Genomic DNA, 16934 nt, shown 5'->3' on the forward strand with positions numbered 1-16934 from the left:
ATGCCCGGTTCGGCAAATCACCGAACCGGGCAAGCTTTTCAATCAAATGAGCAGGTCTTCATAGAAAGCACCGTACGGAAGCTCAGGGTGTTCAATCTGGATTTCCAGAATCCACACACCGGCATTCGGCGCCTGATCGAAATCTCCCAGATTGCCACCGCGATAAATCGCATGAGGAAAATCGCTGACCCGGTGGCCCTTGATGTCCAGGTTCAATTTCCAGCCCATGGCCTCGGCCTGATCAGTGGCGTAGCGGTAAAGTTCGACACCCGTTACGCCCTGACGCCAAAAGGCCTCGACCTTGTCGAAGAGCTCTTTGGAGGCCGCCGCGCAAGCGATCATTTGCGGATCGGAACCGGTCACGAACGTCGCCCCGGCATCGCCTTCGTGCCCTTCCCAGACCACGCCCATGTCGATGAAGAAAATGTCGTTCTCGCCCAGCACTGGATCGCCGTCGGAACGCTCCTTGAAGGTCTTCAGCGTGTTGGCGCCGAAGCGGATCAGCAGCGGATGCCAGATCCGGTCCATGCCCAGTTCGACGAGAATTTCCTTGCCCCGTGCATGGGCTTCCGACTCGCGCATCCCGGGTTTGATCACCTTGGCAATCTCGTCCACGGCCTTCCAGGTCCACTGCTGGGCGTGGCGCATGGTTTCCAGGACAAAACGCTCACCTACCGCTTCTTTTCCGCTCAGGGCTGTGGTCATCGCTGATTCCTTCTGGCTAATCGCTTGCGCTGTATAGTTTTTTATATTGCGAAACAGGACGCCTAAGATACAACCATGACACAAAGTGTCAATTCTCTTCTGCACGCACCACACCGCGCTCTTCCAGCAAGCGCACAAACATGCTCAGACTGCGCGAAACCGTACCCCGCCGCCATACCAGCCACGTCGTCAGATAGCGGAACTCCGACGCCAGCGGCCATACGCTCACCGTCGCGCAGCCGGGCATGCTTTGCAGCATGCTGCGCGGCATCAGGGCCAGGCCGGCGCCCGCACTGACGCAGGCGAGCATGCCGTGATAAGACTCCATTTCGAAGATCTTGCCGGGCACCGCAGCGTCGGTGCTGAACCATTTTTCGAAGTGATGGCGGTAGGAGCAGTTCGAGCGGAAAGCATAGATGTTCTCGCCGTTCACGTCCGCAGCGCGCTGGATCGGCCCGTGATGAAGCGGCGAGATGATGACCATTTCTTCTTCGAACGCCGGGATGCCTTCCAGCGCCGGGTGCAGGACCGGACCGTCGACGAACGCGGCCGCCAGGCGCCCGGAAAGCACACCGTCGATCATCGTCCCGGACGGCCCGGTCGACAGATCCAGATCGACCTTAGGATGTTGCTGGTTGTAGGTCGCCAGCAAACCGGGAATGCGCACCGCCGCCGTGCTTTCCAGCGAGCCCAGCGGGAACGCGCCTTGCGGTTCTTCACCGGCTACCGTGGCGCGCGCTTCCTGTACCAGGTCGAGAATCCGCCGTGCGTACTCGAGAAAACTCCAGCCCGCCGGCGACAGGCGCAAGCGGCTTTTCTCGCGGATGAACAGATCGACGCCCAGATCCTCTTCCAGCTGCTTGATGCGGGTCGTCAGGTTCGACGGCACGCGGTGGATCTGCGCCGCCGCCGCGCTGATGCTGCCGTGCTCGGCAACGGCCTTGAAGATTTCCAGTTGCACCAGATCCACAGCCATTCTCCAATCGTGAAAGAAACGATCTTTATTATTCAGTTTCCAGAAAACAAACACCAGCCTACTCTGAGCGCATCCACTGACCTCGCAGGACGATGCCATGAGCCCGATTTCCAGCCAGACCCACGCCATCTCGATCAACCCCGCCACCGGCGAGCAGATCGGTCACTACGCTTTCGAATCCGCCGAGGCCCTCGACGCCGCGCTGACCCGTGCCGCGTTCGGTTTCGGCAAGTGGAAACGCAAGCCATTGCAAGACCGCTCCCGCGCCCTGACCGCCCTGGCCGGCGCTCTGCGTGACAGCAGCGAAGCCATGGCGACCATGATCACCCGGGAAATGGGCAAGCCGATCGCCCAGGCCCGTGGCGAAATCGAGAAATGCGCCAAGCTCTGCGAGTGGTACGCCGAACACGGCCCGGCCATGCTCAACGCCGAAGCGACCCTGGTCGAAGGCGGCAAGGCGCGCATCGAATACCGTCCGCTCGGCCCGATCCTCGCCGTGATGCCGTGGAACTTCCCGATCTGGCAAGTGCTGCGCGGCGCCGTCCCGGCGCTGATCGCCGGCAATACTTACGTGCTCAAGCATGCGCCGAATGTGATGGGCAGCGCCTATCTGTTGCGCGACGCGTTCACCCGCGCCGGTTTTGCCGATGGCGTGTTTGAAGTGCTCAACGTCACTCCGGAAGGCGTGTCCACCGCCATTGCTGACCCGCGCATTGCCGCCGTAACCCTGACCGGCAGCGTTCGCGCCGGCATGGCCATCGGCGCACAGGCCGGTGCCGCGCTGAAGAAGTGCGTGCTGGAACTGGGCGGTTCCGATCCGTTCATCGTGCTCAACGACGCCGATATTGATGAAGCCGTGCAAGCGGCAGTCATCGGTCGTTACCAGAACTCAGGGCAGGTCTGCGCCGCCGCCAAACGCCTGATCATCGAAGAAGGCGTGGTTGAAGAGTTCACCCGCAAGTTCGTCGAAGCCACCCGCCAGTTGAAGATGGGCGATCCGTTGTCCGCCGACAACTACATCGGCCCGATGGCCCGTTTCGACCTGCGTGACGAACTCGACCAACAAGTGCGCGCCACCCTCGAAGAAGGCGCCACCCTGCTGCTCGGCGGCGGCAAGGCCCAGGGGCCCGGCAACTACTACGAGCCGACCGTACTGGCCGACGTCACCGACCGTATGACCTCGTTCAAGCAGGAACTGTTCGGCCCGGTAGCATCGATCATCACCGCCCGCGACTGCGCCCACGCCGTGGCCCTGGCAAACGACAGCGAGTTCGGTCTGACTGCAACGATCTACACCGCCAACGTCGCCCTGGCCCAGCAACTGACCAGCGAACTGGAAACCGGCGGCGTGTTCATCAACGGCTACTCCGCCAGCGACCCGCGCGTGACCTTCGGCGGCGTGAAGAAAAGCGGTTTCGGCCGCGAGCTGTCGCACTTCGGCGTTCGCGAGTTCTGCAATGCGCAGACGGTGTGGCTGGATCGCCGCTGATCCGGTCGATCCGATAAACCCTGTGGGAGCGGGCTTGCCCGCGAAGAGGGAGTGTCAGTCTCAGTTTAAGGTGCCTGACACTCCGCCTTCGCGGGCAAGCCCGCTCCCACAGGTCTTGTTTCAATCCTTGAAGTCGGTGGACAGCGACAACTCATTCCATTCGGCCAACTCCTTCGCCACCAAGCGGTTCTTCGCCTCGATCCGTGCAACCGTGTCGCTGCCCAGCGCCAGCCGTTGCGGCGGGTTCGGCGCGTTCACCAGCACCAGCATCGCTTCGGCAAACTTCTGAGGATCGCCCGGTTGCGCATGGTTGGCCGCTTCGGCAAACGTGCGCATCTTGCCGACGGTTTCGTCGTAGTCCGGCAGTACAAGCGCAGTCTTGACCAGCGATTGCTCGTCGAGGAAGTCGGTGCGGAAGAAGCCCGGTTCGACCACCGTGGCATGAATGCCAAGCGGTGCCAGTTCCTGATGCAGTGCTTCGCTGATTCCTTCCACTGCGAACTTGGTCGAGCCGTAGACACCCCAACCCATGTACGCCTGATAACCACCAATCGACGAGATGTTGATGACCCGCCCGCTGCGCTGGCCGCGCATGTGTGGCAGCACGGCGCGGGTGACGTTGAGCAGGCCGAACACGTTGGTGGCGAACAGGCGCTCGGTTTCGCTGGCGCTGGTTTCTTCAACGGCGCCCAACACGCCGAAACCGGCATTGTTGATCAGCACGTCGATGCGACCGAAGCGCTTGATGCCTTCTGCCACCGCTTGGTGGGCTTCCTCTTCGCGGGTGACATCCAGGCGCACCGCCAGCAGATTCGGGTGATCGCCGAGGCGGTCGGTGATGTCTTGCGGGTTGCGGGCAGTAGCAATCACCGCGTCACCGGCACGCAGGGCCTGCTCGGCGATGAGGGTGCCAAAACCACGGGAAGCTCCGGTAATCAGCCAGGTACGCATATCAACTCCTCCTGTCGGTGACCCTGCGAGATTGCCGGGCCTTCTTGATGAGTTGAGTCGACTTTAAAGCCGTGCTACTGATGTGATAATCCCAACAAATTTGCATGACTTTGTGAAAGGTGTTCACAAATGAAAAACCCTTCCACGGCGGATCTATCGATCTTTCTGTGCATTGCCCAACATTTGAATTTCAGCCGTGCGGCGGTGGATCTGGGCCTGACACCGTCAGCCCTGAGCCATTCATTGCGAGCGCTGGAAAATCGCCTCGGCGTGCGCCTGTTCAATCGCACCACCCGCAGCGTGGCGCTGACCGAGGCGGGCGAACGGTTGTATGCGCGGCTGAAACCGGCGTTTCGCGACATCGACGACGCCCTCGAAGACCTCAATCACTTTCGCGACAAACCTTCCGGCAACCTGCGCATCACTGCCGGACGTCAGGCTTGCGAACTGGTGCTGCTGCCGATTGCCGGAGCATTTCTGCAGGCCTATCCGGACATCCGCCTGGAAGTGGTCGAAAGCGATGCGCTGCTGGATATCGTCGCCGCCGGTTTTGATGCCGGGGTGCGGTTCGGCAATCGGCTGGAGGCGGACATGGTGTCACTGCCGATCGGGCCGACCTTGCGCTCGGTGGTGGTTGCTTCACCGGCGTTTTTCGAACGGCACGCCGCGCCGCAAAAGCCGGAGGATCTGCATGCACTGCCCTGCATCCGTCACCGGTTTCCCAGCGGCGCGCTGTATCGCTGGGAATTCGAGCGTGGCGGCATCGCTCAGGAAATCGAGGTCAACGGCTCGCTGACCCTGGGCGATGTCAGCCTGATGATCGGCCCCGCGTTGCAGGGCTTGGGACTGGCCTATGTATTCGAGGACATGGCCCGCGAACATTTGGCGAGCGGACGGCTGGTGCAGGTACTGGCGGACTGGTGCCCATACTATCCCGGCCTCCACCTGTACTACCCGAGCCGACGCCACGTACCGGCGCCGCTCAAGGCGTTTATCGACTTCGCCCGCCATGCCCGCGATGGCAAAACGGGCTGAGCCGTTCTACAGATACTTCAGCCAGGCAATGTCGCGACGCCGGGCCTTCAGTGCCGAAAACCAGCGCACGGCCGGGAACAACGCGACCGCCAGCACCACCGCCGCCAGCCACACCGCCGTCACCGACGAGAAACCGAAATACGTGCCCTGATTGAGCCCGAACAGCGCCACGCCAATCAGGTACAACACCTTCAGCGCATACAGGTGCAGCAGGTAGAAAAACATCGGCGCCGAACCGAACACCGTCAGCCAGCGAATCCAGCGCCGATCCTGCGCGCGCTCGAACACCAGCAACAGCAGCAGCCCCGCACTCACCGTCAAGGTGATGAACAACAGCGACGGCGGGTATTTGGTGATGTTGAAAAAGCTCATCAGGGTTTGCAGGCCGCTGTCACCGAAGGCCCAGGGTTTCTCGCCGTAACCGTTGACCAGCCGCAGTGCCACAAAGCCCAGCAAACCAGTGATGCCACCGATCAACAAACGGCGCTGACGCACCCCGGCATCGGCCGCACGAGCGAACCACGGCCCCAGCGCGTAACCCAACCCGATCACGCCGATCCACGGCAACAACGGATACGAGGTGCGCAGACGCAAGGTCTCGCCCACCTCGATCCAGCCGCGGTCATGCAGGATCGCCCACGGTACGTGCAGTGCCGACTCGGTTCCAAAGTGCAGTCCGTCGAGCAGGTTGTGCCCGGTGATGATCGCCAGGCTCAGCGTCAACAGCAGCCAGCGTGGCAGCCAGACCAGCAGCGACAGCGCGATCATGCTCAGGCCGATCGCCCAGATCACTTGCAGGTAGATCACGGTCGGTGGCAGCTGGAACGTCCAGGCGAAATTCACCAGGGTAAATTCGAGCGCCACCAGAAACAGTCCGCGCTTGAACAGGAAGGCACTGACATCAGCCTTGCCGTCGTACTTCTCGCCGAACAGCCACGCCGACAACCCGGTCAGGAGCACAAACACCGGCGCGCACAGATGCGCCAAAGTGCGGCTGAAGAACAGCGCCGGCTCGGTGCTGGCGATGTCCATCGGGTCGGTCACCTGGCGATGTAGCAGAAAGGTTTCGCGCACGTGGTCCAGCAACATGAACAGAATCACCAGGCCACGCAGTGCATCAATGGACAGCAACCGGCCAGTGGCCGAGAGGGCAGAACGGGGAACCGCAATCGTCATGGAGGTATCGCAATCGAAAGGTTGATCGATGCGACCGCCCGAAAGCGGCCGCATAATTTGCGTTACCTTATAACATGAAAAACCGATCCAATCGCTAGCGGTTCTCAAACAGCGATCACGCAGTGCGCAGGATTTCCAGCACGACCTGCAACGGATGACGCAGCTGTTGATCGGCCTGGCGCTTGACCTGACTGCGGCAGGAATAGCCGGTGGCCAGCGCCTCGCCCTTCTCCGCCGGCGCCTCGATGTGCTTCGCCCAGGATTGTTCGTAGATCACCGCCGACGTCTCGCGATTGCGCGCTTCATGTCCGTAAGTGCCGGACATGCCACAGCAGCCGGTGGCCTGGGTCGCCAGCTTGAGGCCGACACGTTCGAACACCTGTTCCCATTGCCGGGTGGCGGCCGGGGCGTTGGTTTTTTCGGTGCAGTGGGCCAGCAGGCGGAAGGGTTCGGCGCGGCGCTGATCGGTTTGCTCCGGCATGACCTTGAGCAACCACTCCTGCACCAGCGCCACCTCCGGACATTTCTCCATCCCGGGCACTTTCAGATATTCCTGGCGATAAACCAGCGTCATCGCCGGGTCGAGTCCCACCAACGGCACGCCGATCTCGGCCAGTGCGCGCAATTGCCCGGCATTGCGCAACGCCGCGCGATTGAATGCCGACAGGAAACCCTGCACATGCAGCGGCTTGCCGTTGGCGCTGAACGGCGCCAGATAAACCTGATAGCCGAGACGCGAAATCAGCTCGATCAGATCCGCCAGCAACGGTGCCTCGAAATACCGGGTGAATGCATCCTGCACCAGGACCACGCTACGCTCGCGTTGCGCCTGGGTCAGCACCGACAACACGTCGACCGACGCCGGCTGAACCTGCCAGCGGCGCATCGCCGCATGGAAATCGAAACGACTGAGCAACGGCACATCGACCATGCCGCCAAGACGCTCGATCAAGCGCCGGCTGAACGAGGCGCCCATCAAGCCGTTGTAGAGCAACGGAATCCGCGCCATGTACGGAATCGTGTACTCCAGCGAGGCAATCAGATAATCCCGCGCCGGCCGCAGGTAACGGGTGTGGTACAGCTCGAGAAACCGCGAGCGGAAGTCCGGCACGTTGACCTTCACCGGGCACTGCCCCGCGCAGGATTTGCACGCCAGGCAGCCGGCCATGGCGTCATAAACCTCATGTGAGAAGTCCTTTTCCTGCGCACGGCTGTTGCGCCAACGCTGCAGCAAAGTGCTGAAAAACGGCGGACGACGGCTGGCATCGGCCAATACATCAACACCCGCCTCGCCCTGCAAACGCAGCCATTCACGAATCAGCGAGGCGCGGCCCTTGGGCGACTGCGCGCGCTGGCGAGTGGCTTTCCACGACGGGCACATCGCATCGTCGGGATCGAAGTTGTAGCAGGCGCCGTTGCCGTTGCAGTGCATGGCCGCGCCGTAGTCCTGCCAGACTTTCTCGTCGATCTGTCGGTCCAGTTCGCCGCGCAGGGTCACTTCGTCGATTTTCAGCAATGCCGCACCGGGAATATTCGGTGTGGCGATCTTGCCCGGATTGAACTGGTTGAACGGATCGAACGCCGCCTTCAAGGCTTGCAGCGCCGGGTACAACGCGCCGAAAAAGGCCGGCGCGTATTCCGAGCGCAGGCCCTTGCCGTGCTCGCCCCACAACAGACCGCCGTAACGCTGGGTCAGCGCAGCGACGCCGTCCGACACCGGGCGCACCAGCGCGGCTTGTTGCGGGTCCTTCATGTCGAGAATCGGCCGCACGTGCAGCACGCCGGCATCGACGTGGCCGAACATGCCGTATTGCAGCTTATGGCTGTCGAGCAGCTCGCGCAGTTCGGCGATGTACTCGGCCAGATGCTGCGGCGGCACGGCAGTGTCTTCGACAAACGGCTGCGGCCGCGCTTCACCGGCGACGTTGCCGAGCAACCCCACCGCGCGTTTGCGCATGCCATAAACGCGGTTAACCGCCGCATGCCCGACGGCCAGCGTATGGCCCAGGCGCTCGACCGTGGCGTCGGTGCCCAGGTGCTGGACAAAAGCCTCGACCCGGCCTTGCAACTCCTCGGGATCGTCGCCGCAGAATTCCACCAGGTTGATCCCCAGCGTCGGCCGCTCGGCGCTTTCCGGGAAGTATTCGGCGACGCCATGCCAGACGATGTCCTGCATCGCCAGCAACAGCACTTTGGAGTCGACGGTTTCGATCGACAATGGCTTGAGCGCCATCAACGCGCGGGCATCGCGCAAGGCATCCATGAAGCCGGCGTAGCGAATGTTCACCAGCATCGTGTGCTTGGGGATCGGCAACACGTTGAGCTTGGCCTCGACCACAAACCCCAGCGAACCTTCAGCGCCGCACAGCACGCTGTTGAGGTTGAAACGGTTGTCGGCTTCGCGCAGGTGCGCCAAATCGTAGCCGGTCAGGCAGCGGTTGAGGTCGGGGAAGGTTTCCCGGATCAGTTCGCCCTGCTCATCGATGATCTGCCGCGCACAGCGATACACCTCGCCGGCCCGGCCCTCGCGGGCGCACTCCGCTGCCAGCTCGCTATCTTCCAGTGGGCGGCCGTGCAAACGCTCGCCACCACGCAGGACCATGTGCAGCTCCAGCACGTGGTCGCGGGTCTTGCCGTAAGTGCAACTGCCCTGGCCGCTGGCGTCGGTGTTGATCATGCCGCCGACGGTTGCACGGTTCGAAGTCGACAGTTCCGGGGCGAAAAACAGCCCGGCGGATTTCAGCGCGGCGTTCAGTTGATCCTTCACCACACCGGCCTGCACCCGTACCCAACGCTGTTCAACGTTGATTTCAAGAATACGGTTCATGTGCCGCGACAGATCGACGACGATGCCGTCGGTCAACGACTGGCCGTTGGTGCCAGTGCCGCCACCGCGAGGGGTGATCACGACTTTCTGGTAAGCCGGCTCGGCGATCAGGCGCGCGAGCAGCGCCACGTCGTCGGCGTCGCGCGGAAACACCGCCGCTTGCGGCAAGCGCTGATAGATCGAGTTGTCCGTGGCCAGCACTACGCGGCTGGCGTAGTCGGCACTGATTTCGCCACGAAAACCGCCGGCTTCAAGGGCTTTGAGAAACTGCTGGTAATCGGTGTTCAACGCAGTGGAAGGCGACAGCTGGGCAATCATCGGAAGGGCAATCTCGGTCAAAAACGGGCCGTGTGGCGGTGAACAGTTGTGCGCAATGAATGATTACGTCACGCTCCCGCCATCTCATAGGCCTTATATTCATTGCAGAGCGACGCTGGGACAACCGTAAAATCGACCCGCAATCCATGACTAAAACGAATGAATCCGCGAACTCTCACTCCCTCGATGTCGTTGCTGCTGGCATTTGAAGCCGCCGCGCGCCATGAAAGCTACACCCGCGCCGCCCACGAACTGTCGCTGACCCAAAGCGCGGTCAGTCGTCAGGTGCAGATTCTGGAAAAGATGCTCGGCATGCGCCTGTTCAGCCGTGAAGGCCGGCGGGTGATCCTTACCGACGTCGGACGCATGTATCAGCGCGAACTGTCCGAAGCCCTCGGCCAGATCCGCAGCGCGACGTTGCAGGCCATGGCGTTTGGCTCAGGCATTCACAGCCTGCGCCTGGCGACCCTGCCAACCTTCGGCTCGAAATGGCTGTTGCCGCGCCTGAAGGATTTCTACACCGCGCACCCCGGCATGACCGTGCACCTGCATTCACGCATCGAAACCATCGACTTCGACACCAGCGAAATCGACGCGGCAATTTGCGTCGGCGGCGGTGACTGGCCGGGGCTGACCGCGCATCGTCTGCACACCGAAGAACTGGTGGTGATCGCCAGCACGCAGCTGTCCGATGCCGAACGTCTGGCTGCCGACAAGGACATCGCCGGGCAGTTGCTGCTCAACGTCAGCAGCAACGCTCAGGCCTGGTCCGAGTGGTTCAGTCATCACGCCCTGCCCCATCGCAGCATGCGCATCGGCCCGAGTTTCGAGATGACCTCGCACCTGATCCAGGCCGTGCGCGCCAATATCGGTATCGGTCTGGTGCCGAGGATTCTGGTGGAGGATGAGTTGCACAACGGCGAGCTGCTGCAACTGGGCGAACCGATCAGCAGCCGGCGCAGCTATTACCTGGTGTACCCGGCGCGCAATGAATCGTTGGCGTCGTTGAAGGCGTTTCGCGACTGGTTGATGCGTACGCTCTGAATCTCTACATCGCCAGATCAATTGCCATCGCGAGCAGGCTCTCCCACAGAGATCAATATTCCAATGTGGGAGCGAGCCTGCTCGCGATGGCGCCAGATCGGTGAACTCAGAACCGCGGTTTCACCGCTTTCCAGTCAGGTTTGTAGCGCTGCATCTGCCGCACATCATCGCGCTGGCGAATGCCGCAGGTCAGGTACTGGTCATGCAGCTTGCCCAGTTGATCGTGATCCAGTTCCAACCCCAGGCCCGGCGCACGCGTGATCTTCACGCAGCCGTCGACGATCGGCAGTTTGCCGCCCTTGATCACTTCTTCATCCGGCTCCTGCCACGGGTAGTGGGTGTCGCAGGCGTAGTCCAGATTCGGCACGGCGGCCGCCACGTGAGCCATCGCCATCAGGCTGATGCCCAGGTGTGAGTTGGAATGCATCGACACGCCGAGGCCGAAGGTGTCGCACATTTTCGCCAGGGTCTGGGTGTCGCGCAGACCGCCCCAGTAATGGTGATCGGCGAGGACAATCTGCACGCTGTTCAACGCGACGCTGCGGCGGAATTCGTTGAAATCGGTGACCACCATGTTGGTCGCCAGCGGCAACCCGGTGCGTTTGTGCAGCTCGGCCATCCCTTCGAGGCCCGGCGTCGGGTCTTCGTAATATTGCAGATCATCACCGAGCAATTCGGCCATGCGGATCGAGGTTTCCAGCGACCAGTTGCCGTTGGGATCGATGCGCAGCGGATAACCAGGAAAGGCCTTCTTCAGCGCCTTGATGCACGCCACTTCATGTTCCGGCGGCAGCGTGCCGGCCTTGAGCTTGATGCTCTTGAAGCCATAGGCCTCGATCATTCTCGCGGCCTGGGCGACGATCTGCTGTTCGTTCAGCGCCTCGCCCCAGTTGTCCGGTTTGTACGGTGAATCGACGTGCTGCGCGTACTTGAAAAACAGGTAGGCACTGAACGGCACTTCATCACGCACCGCCCCGCCCAGCAGATCCACCAACGGCACATTCAGGTAACGGGCCTGCAAGTCGAGAAACGCCACTTCGAACGCCGAATACGCGTTGCTCACGGCCTTGCTGGCGTGAGAACCGGGGGCGAGTTCAGCACCGGCCAGACTGGCCGTTTTTTGGGCAGCGACCGTCGCCTGAACGATCCGACGCAGCTGATTGAGGTTGAACGGATCGAGGCCGATCAACTGCGACTGCAGCTGTTGCTGGATCGCCAGCGCCGGGGCATCGCCATAGCTTTCGCCGAGGCCGATGTAGCCGTTGTCGCTCTCGATCTCGATGATCGAGCGCAAGGCGAACGGTTCGTGGATGCCACTGGCGTTGAGCAGCGGCGGATCACGGAAAGCGATCGGAGTGACAGTTACGCGAGTGATTTTCAAAATGACGCTCCTGTTGAGTCGGAATCAGTGGCTCGCCACCGGGTTGGCCGTCGGCGCAACGGCGGTTTCGGGTTCAGGCTTTGCCGGGGTGTTGCCTTTGGCGCCAGGCGCCATGCGGGCGAAGAAAATCACTACCGCCGCCACCAGCGAAGTCGCGGCCAGGCCATACAGGCCGCCCTCGATGGAGCCGGTGGTCTGTTCCAGAAAACCGAACGCGGTCGGCGCAACGAAGCCGCCGAGGTTGCCGATGGAGTTGATCAACGCGATCACTGCCGCCGCGATACGCGCATCCAGATAGCTTTGCGGAATCGGCCAGAACAGTGCCGAAGCAGCCTTGAAGCCGATGGCCGCAAAACAGATGGCGACGAAAGCGAAAATCGGCCCGCCGGTGGTGGACATGAACATGCCGAACGCGGCGATCACCAGGGTCAGTGCGACCCACGCCTGCTGGAATTTCCACTTGCCCGCCAGCGCCGCAAAGCCGTACATCGCGACGATGGAAATGATCCACGGCACCGAGTTGAGCAGCCCGACCTGGAAGTCGCCGAGGCTGCCCATTTTCTTGATCATGCTCGGCAGCCAGAACGTAGCGCCGTAGATCGTCAGAGCGATGGAGAAGTAGATGAAGCAGAACAGCGCGATCTGTCGATCCGCCAACAGTTTGAACATCGATGGTCTGGCGACGTGAGTTGCTTCGCGGGCGCGCTGTTCCTCGGCGATTGCCGCCACCAGCGCTTCACGCTCCTCCTCGCTCAGCCACTTGGCCTGGCGCGGATGGGATTGCAGCCAGAACCAGACAAACCCGCAGAGCACCACCGACGCGGCGCCTTCGATCAGGAACATCCACTGCCAGCCGTGCAGGCCAAGACCGCTGATGTGCAACAGCGCGCCGGACACCGGGCCGGAAATTACTGATGCAATCGCCGAACCGCTGAGAAATACCGCCATGGTCTTGCCGCGTTCCGAGGCCGGCAGCCATTGGGTGAAGTAATAAATGATCCCCGGGAAGAACCCGGCCTCGGCAGCGCCCAGGATGAAGCGCAACACGTAGAAACTGGTTTCACCCTTGACGAACGCCATGGCCATCGCCGCGGCGCCCCAGGTGAACATGATCCGCGTCAGCCAGGCGCGGGCACCGTAGCGTTGCAGAAGCATATTGGATGGCACTTCAAACAAGGCGTAACCGATGAAAAACAGACCGGCGCCAAGGCCATAGGCAGCAGCGCCGATACCCAGATCGGTTTCCAGATGACTGCGCACGAATCCGATGTTGACCCGGTCAATGTAGTTGACGATGAACATCACCACGAACAGCGGCAGCACATGGCGCTTGACCTTGGCGGCGGCGCGGGCGAGTACCGTGATGTCCGGCGGACTCTGGAGGGTATTCAAGGGGCGACTCCCGTTCTTTGTTTTTGTAGGGATAGCGGTGGCCTTTGAGGCGTAGAGCGATCATGGACGGGACAATTGATCCCGTCTAATCTAACTTGGCATTCGATTGATACCTGGATTAGATCAATGTTCGAGCTGACCCAACTGCGATGCTTCACCACCGTCGCCACCGAACTCAACTTCCGCCGTGCCGCCGAGCGGCTGAACATGACCCAGCCGCCACTGAGCCGGCAGATCCAGTTGCTGGAACATCACCTGGGCGTCGAACTGTTTACCCGCAGCACACGCAGCGTGGCGCTCACGGCTGCTGGCCGAGCGTTTTTCATCGAGGCGCAGAATCTGCTTGAGCGCGCGCAGCAGGCCGCCGTCACCGCCCGGCGTTTTGCCGAGGGTGATATTGGTTCGGTGAACATCAGTTTTGTCGGCAGCGCGGTGTACGAGTTTCTGCCCAAGGTCATCGCCGAGGCGCGGCTCAAGCAGCCGCAGGTGAAGATCGACCTGACTGAAATGAACACCTACCAGCAACACGAAGCCCTGCGCGCCCGGCGCATCGACCTGGGCATCGTCCGCGCGCCGTTGCTGGAACCGGGTTACGCCACCGAATGTCTGGTGCGCGAGCCGTTTGTACTGGCGGTGCCGAGCGGCCATCGACTGGCCGGGGCTGACGACGTTTCAGTGAAGGACCTGGATGGGCAGCCGTTCCTGATGTATTCCCACGCGGCCTATCCGCCGTTCAACGAACTGCTGACCGGCATGCTGCGCTCGGCCCGGGTCGCTCCGGATTACGTGCAGTGGCTGGGGTCTTCGCTGACGATTCTGGCGCTGGTGAATGCGGGCATGGGCCTGGCGCTGGTGCCGCGTTGCGCGACCAGCGTGGTGTTCAAGAATGTAGTGTTTCGCGAGATTGACCTGGGCGAAGGGGTGCAGAGCGAACTGCATCTGATCTGGCGGGAAAACAACGACAACCCGGCGTTTGCGATGCTGCTGGAGGGCATTCGCCGGGCGGTGAAGGATGGATGGGGCTAGGAATGGGTATGCGGATATGGAGGATACTTCGGCGGTGGTGGTGCCTTTGATGCCTGGATCAATGGTTTCTCCAGCCGTTTCCCGTCCGGTCCTACAAAAAGACGCTTTATATGTGGCGGTATTGGTTGTGATGCTCTGGCGGTCATGATGAACCCTCTGATACAGGGCTGAATTCAACCCATTTAACCCTTGTGGAATCTATCAGCAAAAATTCCGCGCTAATAGGCACCTCCGTTCCATCCTCGTTGATCCAGCAGGGATACTGCATCACAAACTGGCCGCTGGTTGACTCTGGCGGCCAGTCCACCGGCCAGCCCAGGACGCGCCTTTCATCATCCAAATGCAGGGTGACGACGCGATCATATTTCGCAAATGCGCTGAACCATTGACTGGGGTAGGAAGATTGTTTCGTTACGTTTCTGCTGCGCAACCAACCATGTAACTTGCCATTGGCAGACAGGGAACAGGCGAATAATCCGAGAACCAGCGAAGCAGAAAATGCCCAGCACGCTTCAGCCTTCGCATCCCACTTCCCTACTGAAAACCCCTTCTCCCCCACCCACACACAAACCGCCCCAACCCCCAGCACCATCCCGTGAATCACAAACGTGAAAATCAGCGCCTGCACAATCTGCCCGAACGTGTCCGGCCGCTTGAACGCCGTCAGGGTGTAGAAAATCCAGGTCGAGACAAACCCCGGGATCAGGTACTGCAACAGCGGAATCACTTCTTTCACCAGATCATCCATGACCGGTCGCTCCTTGAATCAGAAAAACAATCCTCCAGAAACAGCAATGCCGGCCCGTAATGGGCCGGCATGCAAAGCCTAGTGCACGCTGGATAATCGCCCGCGATCAACTGTCACCGCGCATTACGCGTCCTGCAAAATCAGATCCGCGCCCTTCTCTGCCACCATCAGCACCGCCGCATGGGTGTTGCCTGACGTCACGTTGGGGAAGATCGACGCATCGACGATCCGCAACCCCTCGAGGCCATGCACCTTGAGGCGTTTGTCGACTACCGAACTCTGCTCGTCCGTGCCCATCGCGCAGGAACCGCACAGGTGATAGATCGAGCCGCAGTTGTCACGGAAGTACTGGAGCATCTGCTCGTCGCTTTCCACTGCCGCCCCTGGCAGAACTTCATCGACCGTGATGCCCTTCAACGAAGGAGCGCCCATGATCTTGCGCATAAGGCGACTGCCCTGGATCACCTCGTCGATGTCCTTTTGCGTGCTCAGGTAATTCGGGTCGATCAACGCCGCATCACGGGGATTTTTCGAGGCAATCGTGATGTGCCCGCGACTGGTCGGGCGGCACGGGTTGAAGCACAGCAGGAAGCCTGAGTACGGTTCGGGCTTGAGGCTGGCCTTGTTGTTTTTCGGAATCTGGTACGACAACGGGTTGAAATACAACTGCAGGTTCGGATGGCTCTGTTCCGAATTCCCCCGGAAGAATCCGCCGGCCTGATTGACACTCATCGCCAGCGCGCCCTTGCGGGTCAGCAGGTATTTCACGCCGAGTTTGAACTGACCGAACAGCGAGCTGAGTTCATCGTTCAGGGTCGGAATATTGGCCTTATAGTAGTAGCTGACGCACAGGTGATCCTGCAGGTTTTGCCCCACCGCCGGCAGGTGTTTGACCACAGGAATCTGATGCTTCGCCAACAAGGCGCGATCGGCCACGCCGGACAGTTGCAGGATCTTCGGCGTGTCGACCGCACCGGCGCACAGGATCACTTCCTTGCGCGCCGTGAAGGTCCGCGCCACACCATGCTGGGTGATGGAAATACCGGTAGCGCGCTGTTGAGTTTCATCGAACAGCACTCGATCAACCAGCGCGTAATGCTCGACCGCCAGGTTCGGCCGGCTCAGCGCCGGGTGCAAATGGGCGAAGCTGCTGGAGCTGCGCTGACCGTTGCGAGTATTGACGTCGTAGATGCCCGCGCCTTCGAATTTCGGCCCGTTGAAATCGTCGCTGCGCGGGTAACCGAGTTCATCACAGCCCTTGAGGAACACGTCGCAGATCGGGTGGGTCTGGCCGGCCATCGGGGTGATGCTGATCGGGCCGCTGCCGCCGTGGTATTCGCTGTCGCCCAGCGGATGGTTTTCCAGTTTGCGGAAGTACGGCAGCACATCCTTGAAGGCCCAGCCGTCGTTGCCGTTGGCCGCCCAGTCGTTGAAGTCATGGGCCTGGCCACGCACGTAGATCATCGCGTTGATCGAGCCCGAACCGCCCTGGACCTTGCCGCGCGGGGCGTAGATTTCACGATTGCCCAACTGCTTCTGCGGCTGGCTGTAGTACATCCAGTTGAAGGTCGGGTTGTAATACATTTTGGCGAAGCCGACCGGGATCCTGAACCACAGGGAACTGTCCTTGCCGCCCGCTTCCAGCAGCAGCACCGTGTATTGGCCCGAGGCCGAAAGCCGGTTGGCCAGCACGCAGCCAGCGGCGCCTGCGCCAGCGATGATGTAGTCGTATGTCATGCACGGTTACCGCGTAAGTCGTTGTACAAAATTCGAATGAGCAACGGGATCCCCCTGTGGGAGCGGGCTTGCTCGCGAAGGCGCCTGGTCAGCTGACATTTGTGAACCTGACACACCGCTTTCGCGAGC

13 protein-coding genes are annotated in these 16934 nt (G+C 61.2%); 4 read left to right on the forward strand and 9 right to left on the reverse strand.

The window, feature by feature from the left end:
- Positions 1 to 42: 42 nt before the first annotated feature.
- Together CAF63_RS10595 and CAF63_RS10600 are read right to left on the reverse strand one after the other, a co-directional pair.
- Positions 43 to 705, reverse strand: a complete 663-nt coding sequence (locus CAF63_RS10595; protein WP_085690259.1) for a M24 family metallopeptidase — start codon at positions 703 to 705, stop codon at positions 43 to 45.
- Between the two features lie 88 nt (positions 706 to 793).
- Complete coding sequence (locus CAF63_RS10600; protein ID WP_085690352.1) at positions 794 to 1675, reverse strand: LysR family transcriptional regulator; 882 nt, start codon at positions 1673 to 1675, stop codon at positions 794 to 796.
- Positions 1676 to 1778: 103 nt separating this feature from the next.
- Between CAF63_RS10600 and CAF63_RS10605 the strand changes: the two genes are divergently transcribed.
- Positions 1779 to 3170: an aldehyde dehydrogenase family protein gene (locus tag CAF63_RS10605; protein ID WP_085690257.1), complete on the forward strand. Its 1392-nt coding sequence runs from the start codon at positions 1779 to 1781 to the stop codon at positions 3168 to 3170.
- Between the two features lie 120 nt (positions 3171 to 3290).
- Here CAF63_RS10605 and CAF63_RS10610 read toward each other — a convergent pair whose 3' ends face one another.
- Positions 3291 to 4121 (reverse strand): oxidoreductase, encoded by an 831-nt coding sequence (locus CAF63_RS10610; RefSeq protein WP_085690255.1) that lies wholly within the window; start codon positions 4119 to 4121, stop codon positions 3291 to 3293.
- Positions 4122 to 4250: 129 nt separating this feature from the next.
- Between CAF63_RS10610 and CAF63_RS10615 the strand changes: the two genes are divergently transcribed.
- Positions 4251 to 5156 carry a LysR family transcriptional regulator gene (locus CAF63_RS10615; protein ID WP_085690253.1) on the forward strand — a complete coding sequence of 302 codons (906 nt, stop codon included), beginning with the start codon at positions 4251 to 4253 and terminating at the stop codon, positions 5154 to 5156.
- 6 nt (positions 5157 to 5162) lie between these two features.
- Here the strand turns inward: CAF63_RS10615 and CAF63_RS10620 are convergent, their stop codons facing one another.
- Both CAF63_RS10620 and CAF63_RS10625 read right to left on the reverse strand, forming a co-directional pair.
- Positions 5163 to 6332, reverse strand: a complete 1170-nt coding sequence (locus CAF63_RS10620; RefSeq protein ID WP_085690351.1) for a DUF1624 domain-containing protein — start codon at positions 6330 to 6332, stop codon at positions 5163 to 5165.
- Positions 6333 to 6447: 115 nt separating this feature from the next.
- Positions 6448 to 9477 (reverse strand): FAD-binding and (Fe-S)-binding domain-containing protein, encoded by a 3030-nt coding sequence (locus CAF63_RS10625; RefSeq protein ID WP_085690251.1) that lies wholly within the window; start codon positions 9475 to 9477, stop codon positions 6448 to 6450.
- A gap of 159 nt (positions 9478 to 9636) precedes the next feature.
- On the opposite strand from CAF63_RS10625, the gene CAF63_RS10630 reads away from it, so the two are divergent.
- Positions 9637 to 10521 carry a LysR substrate-binding domain-containing protein gene (locus CAF63_RS10630; protein ID WP_085690249.1) on the forward strand — a complete coding sequence of 295 codons (885 nt, stop codon included), beginning with the start codon at positions 9637 to 9639 and terminating at the stop codon, positions 10519 to 10521.
- A 106-nt stretch (positions 10522 to 10627) separates the two neighbouring features.
- Here the strand turns inward: CAF63_RS10630 and CAF63_RS10635 are convergent, their stop codons facing one another.
- Both CAF63_RS10635 and CAF63_RS10640 read right to left on the reverse strand, forming a co-directional pair.
- Positions 10628 to 11902: a glucarate dehydratase family protein gene (locus CAF63_RS10635; RefSeq protein ID WP_085690247.1), complete on the reverse strand. Its 1275-nt coding sequence runs from the start codon at positions 11900 to 11902 to the stop codon at positions 10628 to 10630.
- A gap of 24 nt (positions 11903 to 11926) precedes the next feature.
- On the reverse strand, positions 11927 to 13294 hold the full coding sequence (locus CAF63_RS10640) for an MFS transporter (protein WP_085690245.1): 1368 nt from the start codon (positions 13292 to 13294) through the stop codon (positions 11927 to 11929).
- Between the two features lie 126 nt (positions 13295 to 13420).
- Between CAF63_RS10640 and CAF63_RS10645 the strand changes: the two genes are divergently transcribed.
- Positions 13421 to 14320: a LysR substrate-binding domain-containing protein gene (locus tag CAF63_RS10645; RefSeq protein ID WP_085690243.1), complete on the forward strand. Its 900-nt coding sequence runs from the start codon at positions 13421 to 13423 to the stop codon at positions 14318 to 14320.
- A gap of 142 nt (positions 14321 to 14462) precedes the next feature.
- On the opposite strand, the gene CAF63_RS10650 is transcribed toward CAF63_RS10645, so the two are convergent.
- A complete protein-coding gene (locus CAF63_RS10650) occupies positions 14463 to 15068 on the reverse strand; it encodes a DUF6338 family protein (RefSeq protein WP_085722083.1) in 606 nt (201 codons plus the stop codon).
- Positions 15069 to 15191: 123 nt separating this feature from the next.
- Positions 15192 to 16805 (reverse strand): GMC family oxidoreductase, encoded by a 1614-nt coding sequence (locus CAF63_RS10655; protein WP_085687815.1) that lies wholly within the window; start codon positions 16803 to 16805, stop codon positions 15192 to 15194.
- Between the last annotated feature and the right edge of the window lie 129 nt (positions 16806 to 16934).

Source organism: Pseudomonas sp. B20(2017) (assembly GCF_002113125.1).
Classification (GTDB): Bacteria; Pseudomonadota; Gammaproteobacteria; order Pseudomonadales; family Pseudomonadaceae; genus Aquipseudomonas.

Bases quoted from the DNA above. Each gene is read 5' to 3' on its own strand.
- CAF63_RS10595 (WP_085690259.1), bottom strand. From the start codon at position 705: ATGACCACAGCCCTGAGCGGAAAAGAAGCGGTAGGTGAGCGTTTTGTC.
- CAF63_RS10605 (WP_085690257.1), top strand. From the start codon at position 1,779: ATGAGCCCGATTTCCAGCCAGACCCACGCCATCTCGATCAACCCCGCC.
- CAF63_RS10610 (WP_085690255.1), bottom strand. From the start codon at position 4,121: ATGCGTACCTGGCTGATTACCGGAGCTTCCCGTGGTTTTGGCACCCTC.
- CAF63_RS10615 (WP_085690253.1), top strand. From the start codon at position 4,251: ATGAAAAACCCTTCCACGGCGGATCTATCGATCTTTCTGTGCATTGCC.
- CAF63_RS10620 (WP_085690351.1), bottom strand. From the start codon at position 6,332: ATGACGATTGCGGTTCCCCGTTCTGCCCTCTCGGCCACTGGCCGGTTG.
- CAF63_RS10625 (WP_085690251.1), bottom strand. From the start codon at position 9,477: ATGATTGCCCAGCTGTCGCCTTCCACTGCGTTGAACACCGATTACCAG.
- CAF63_RS10630 (WP_085690249.1), top strand. From the start codon at position 9,637: ATGAATCCGCGAACTCTCACTCCCTCGATGTCGTTGCTGCTGGCATTT.
- CAF63_RS10645 (WP_085690243.1), top strand. From the start codon at position 13,421: ATGTTCGAGCTGACCCAACTGCGATGCTTCACCACCGTCGCCACCGAA.
- CAF63_RS10650 (WP_085722083.1), bottom strand. From the start codon at position 15,068: ATGGATGATCTGGTGAAAGAAGTGATTCCGCTGTTGCAGTACCTGATC.
- CAF63_RS10655 (WP_085687815.1), bottom strand. From the start codon at position 16,805: ATGACATACGACTACATCATCGCTGGCGCAGGCGCCGCTGGCTGCGTG.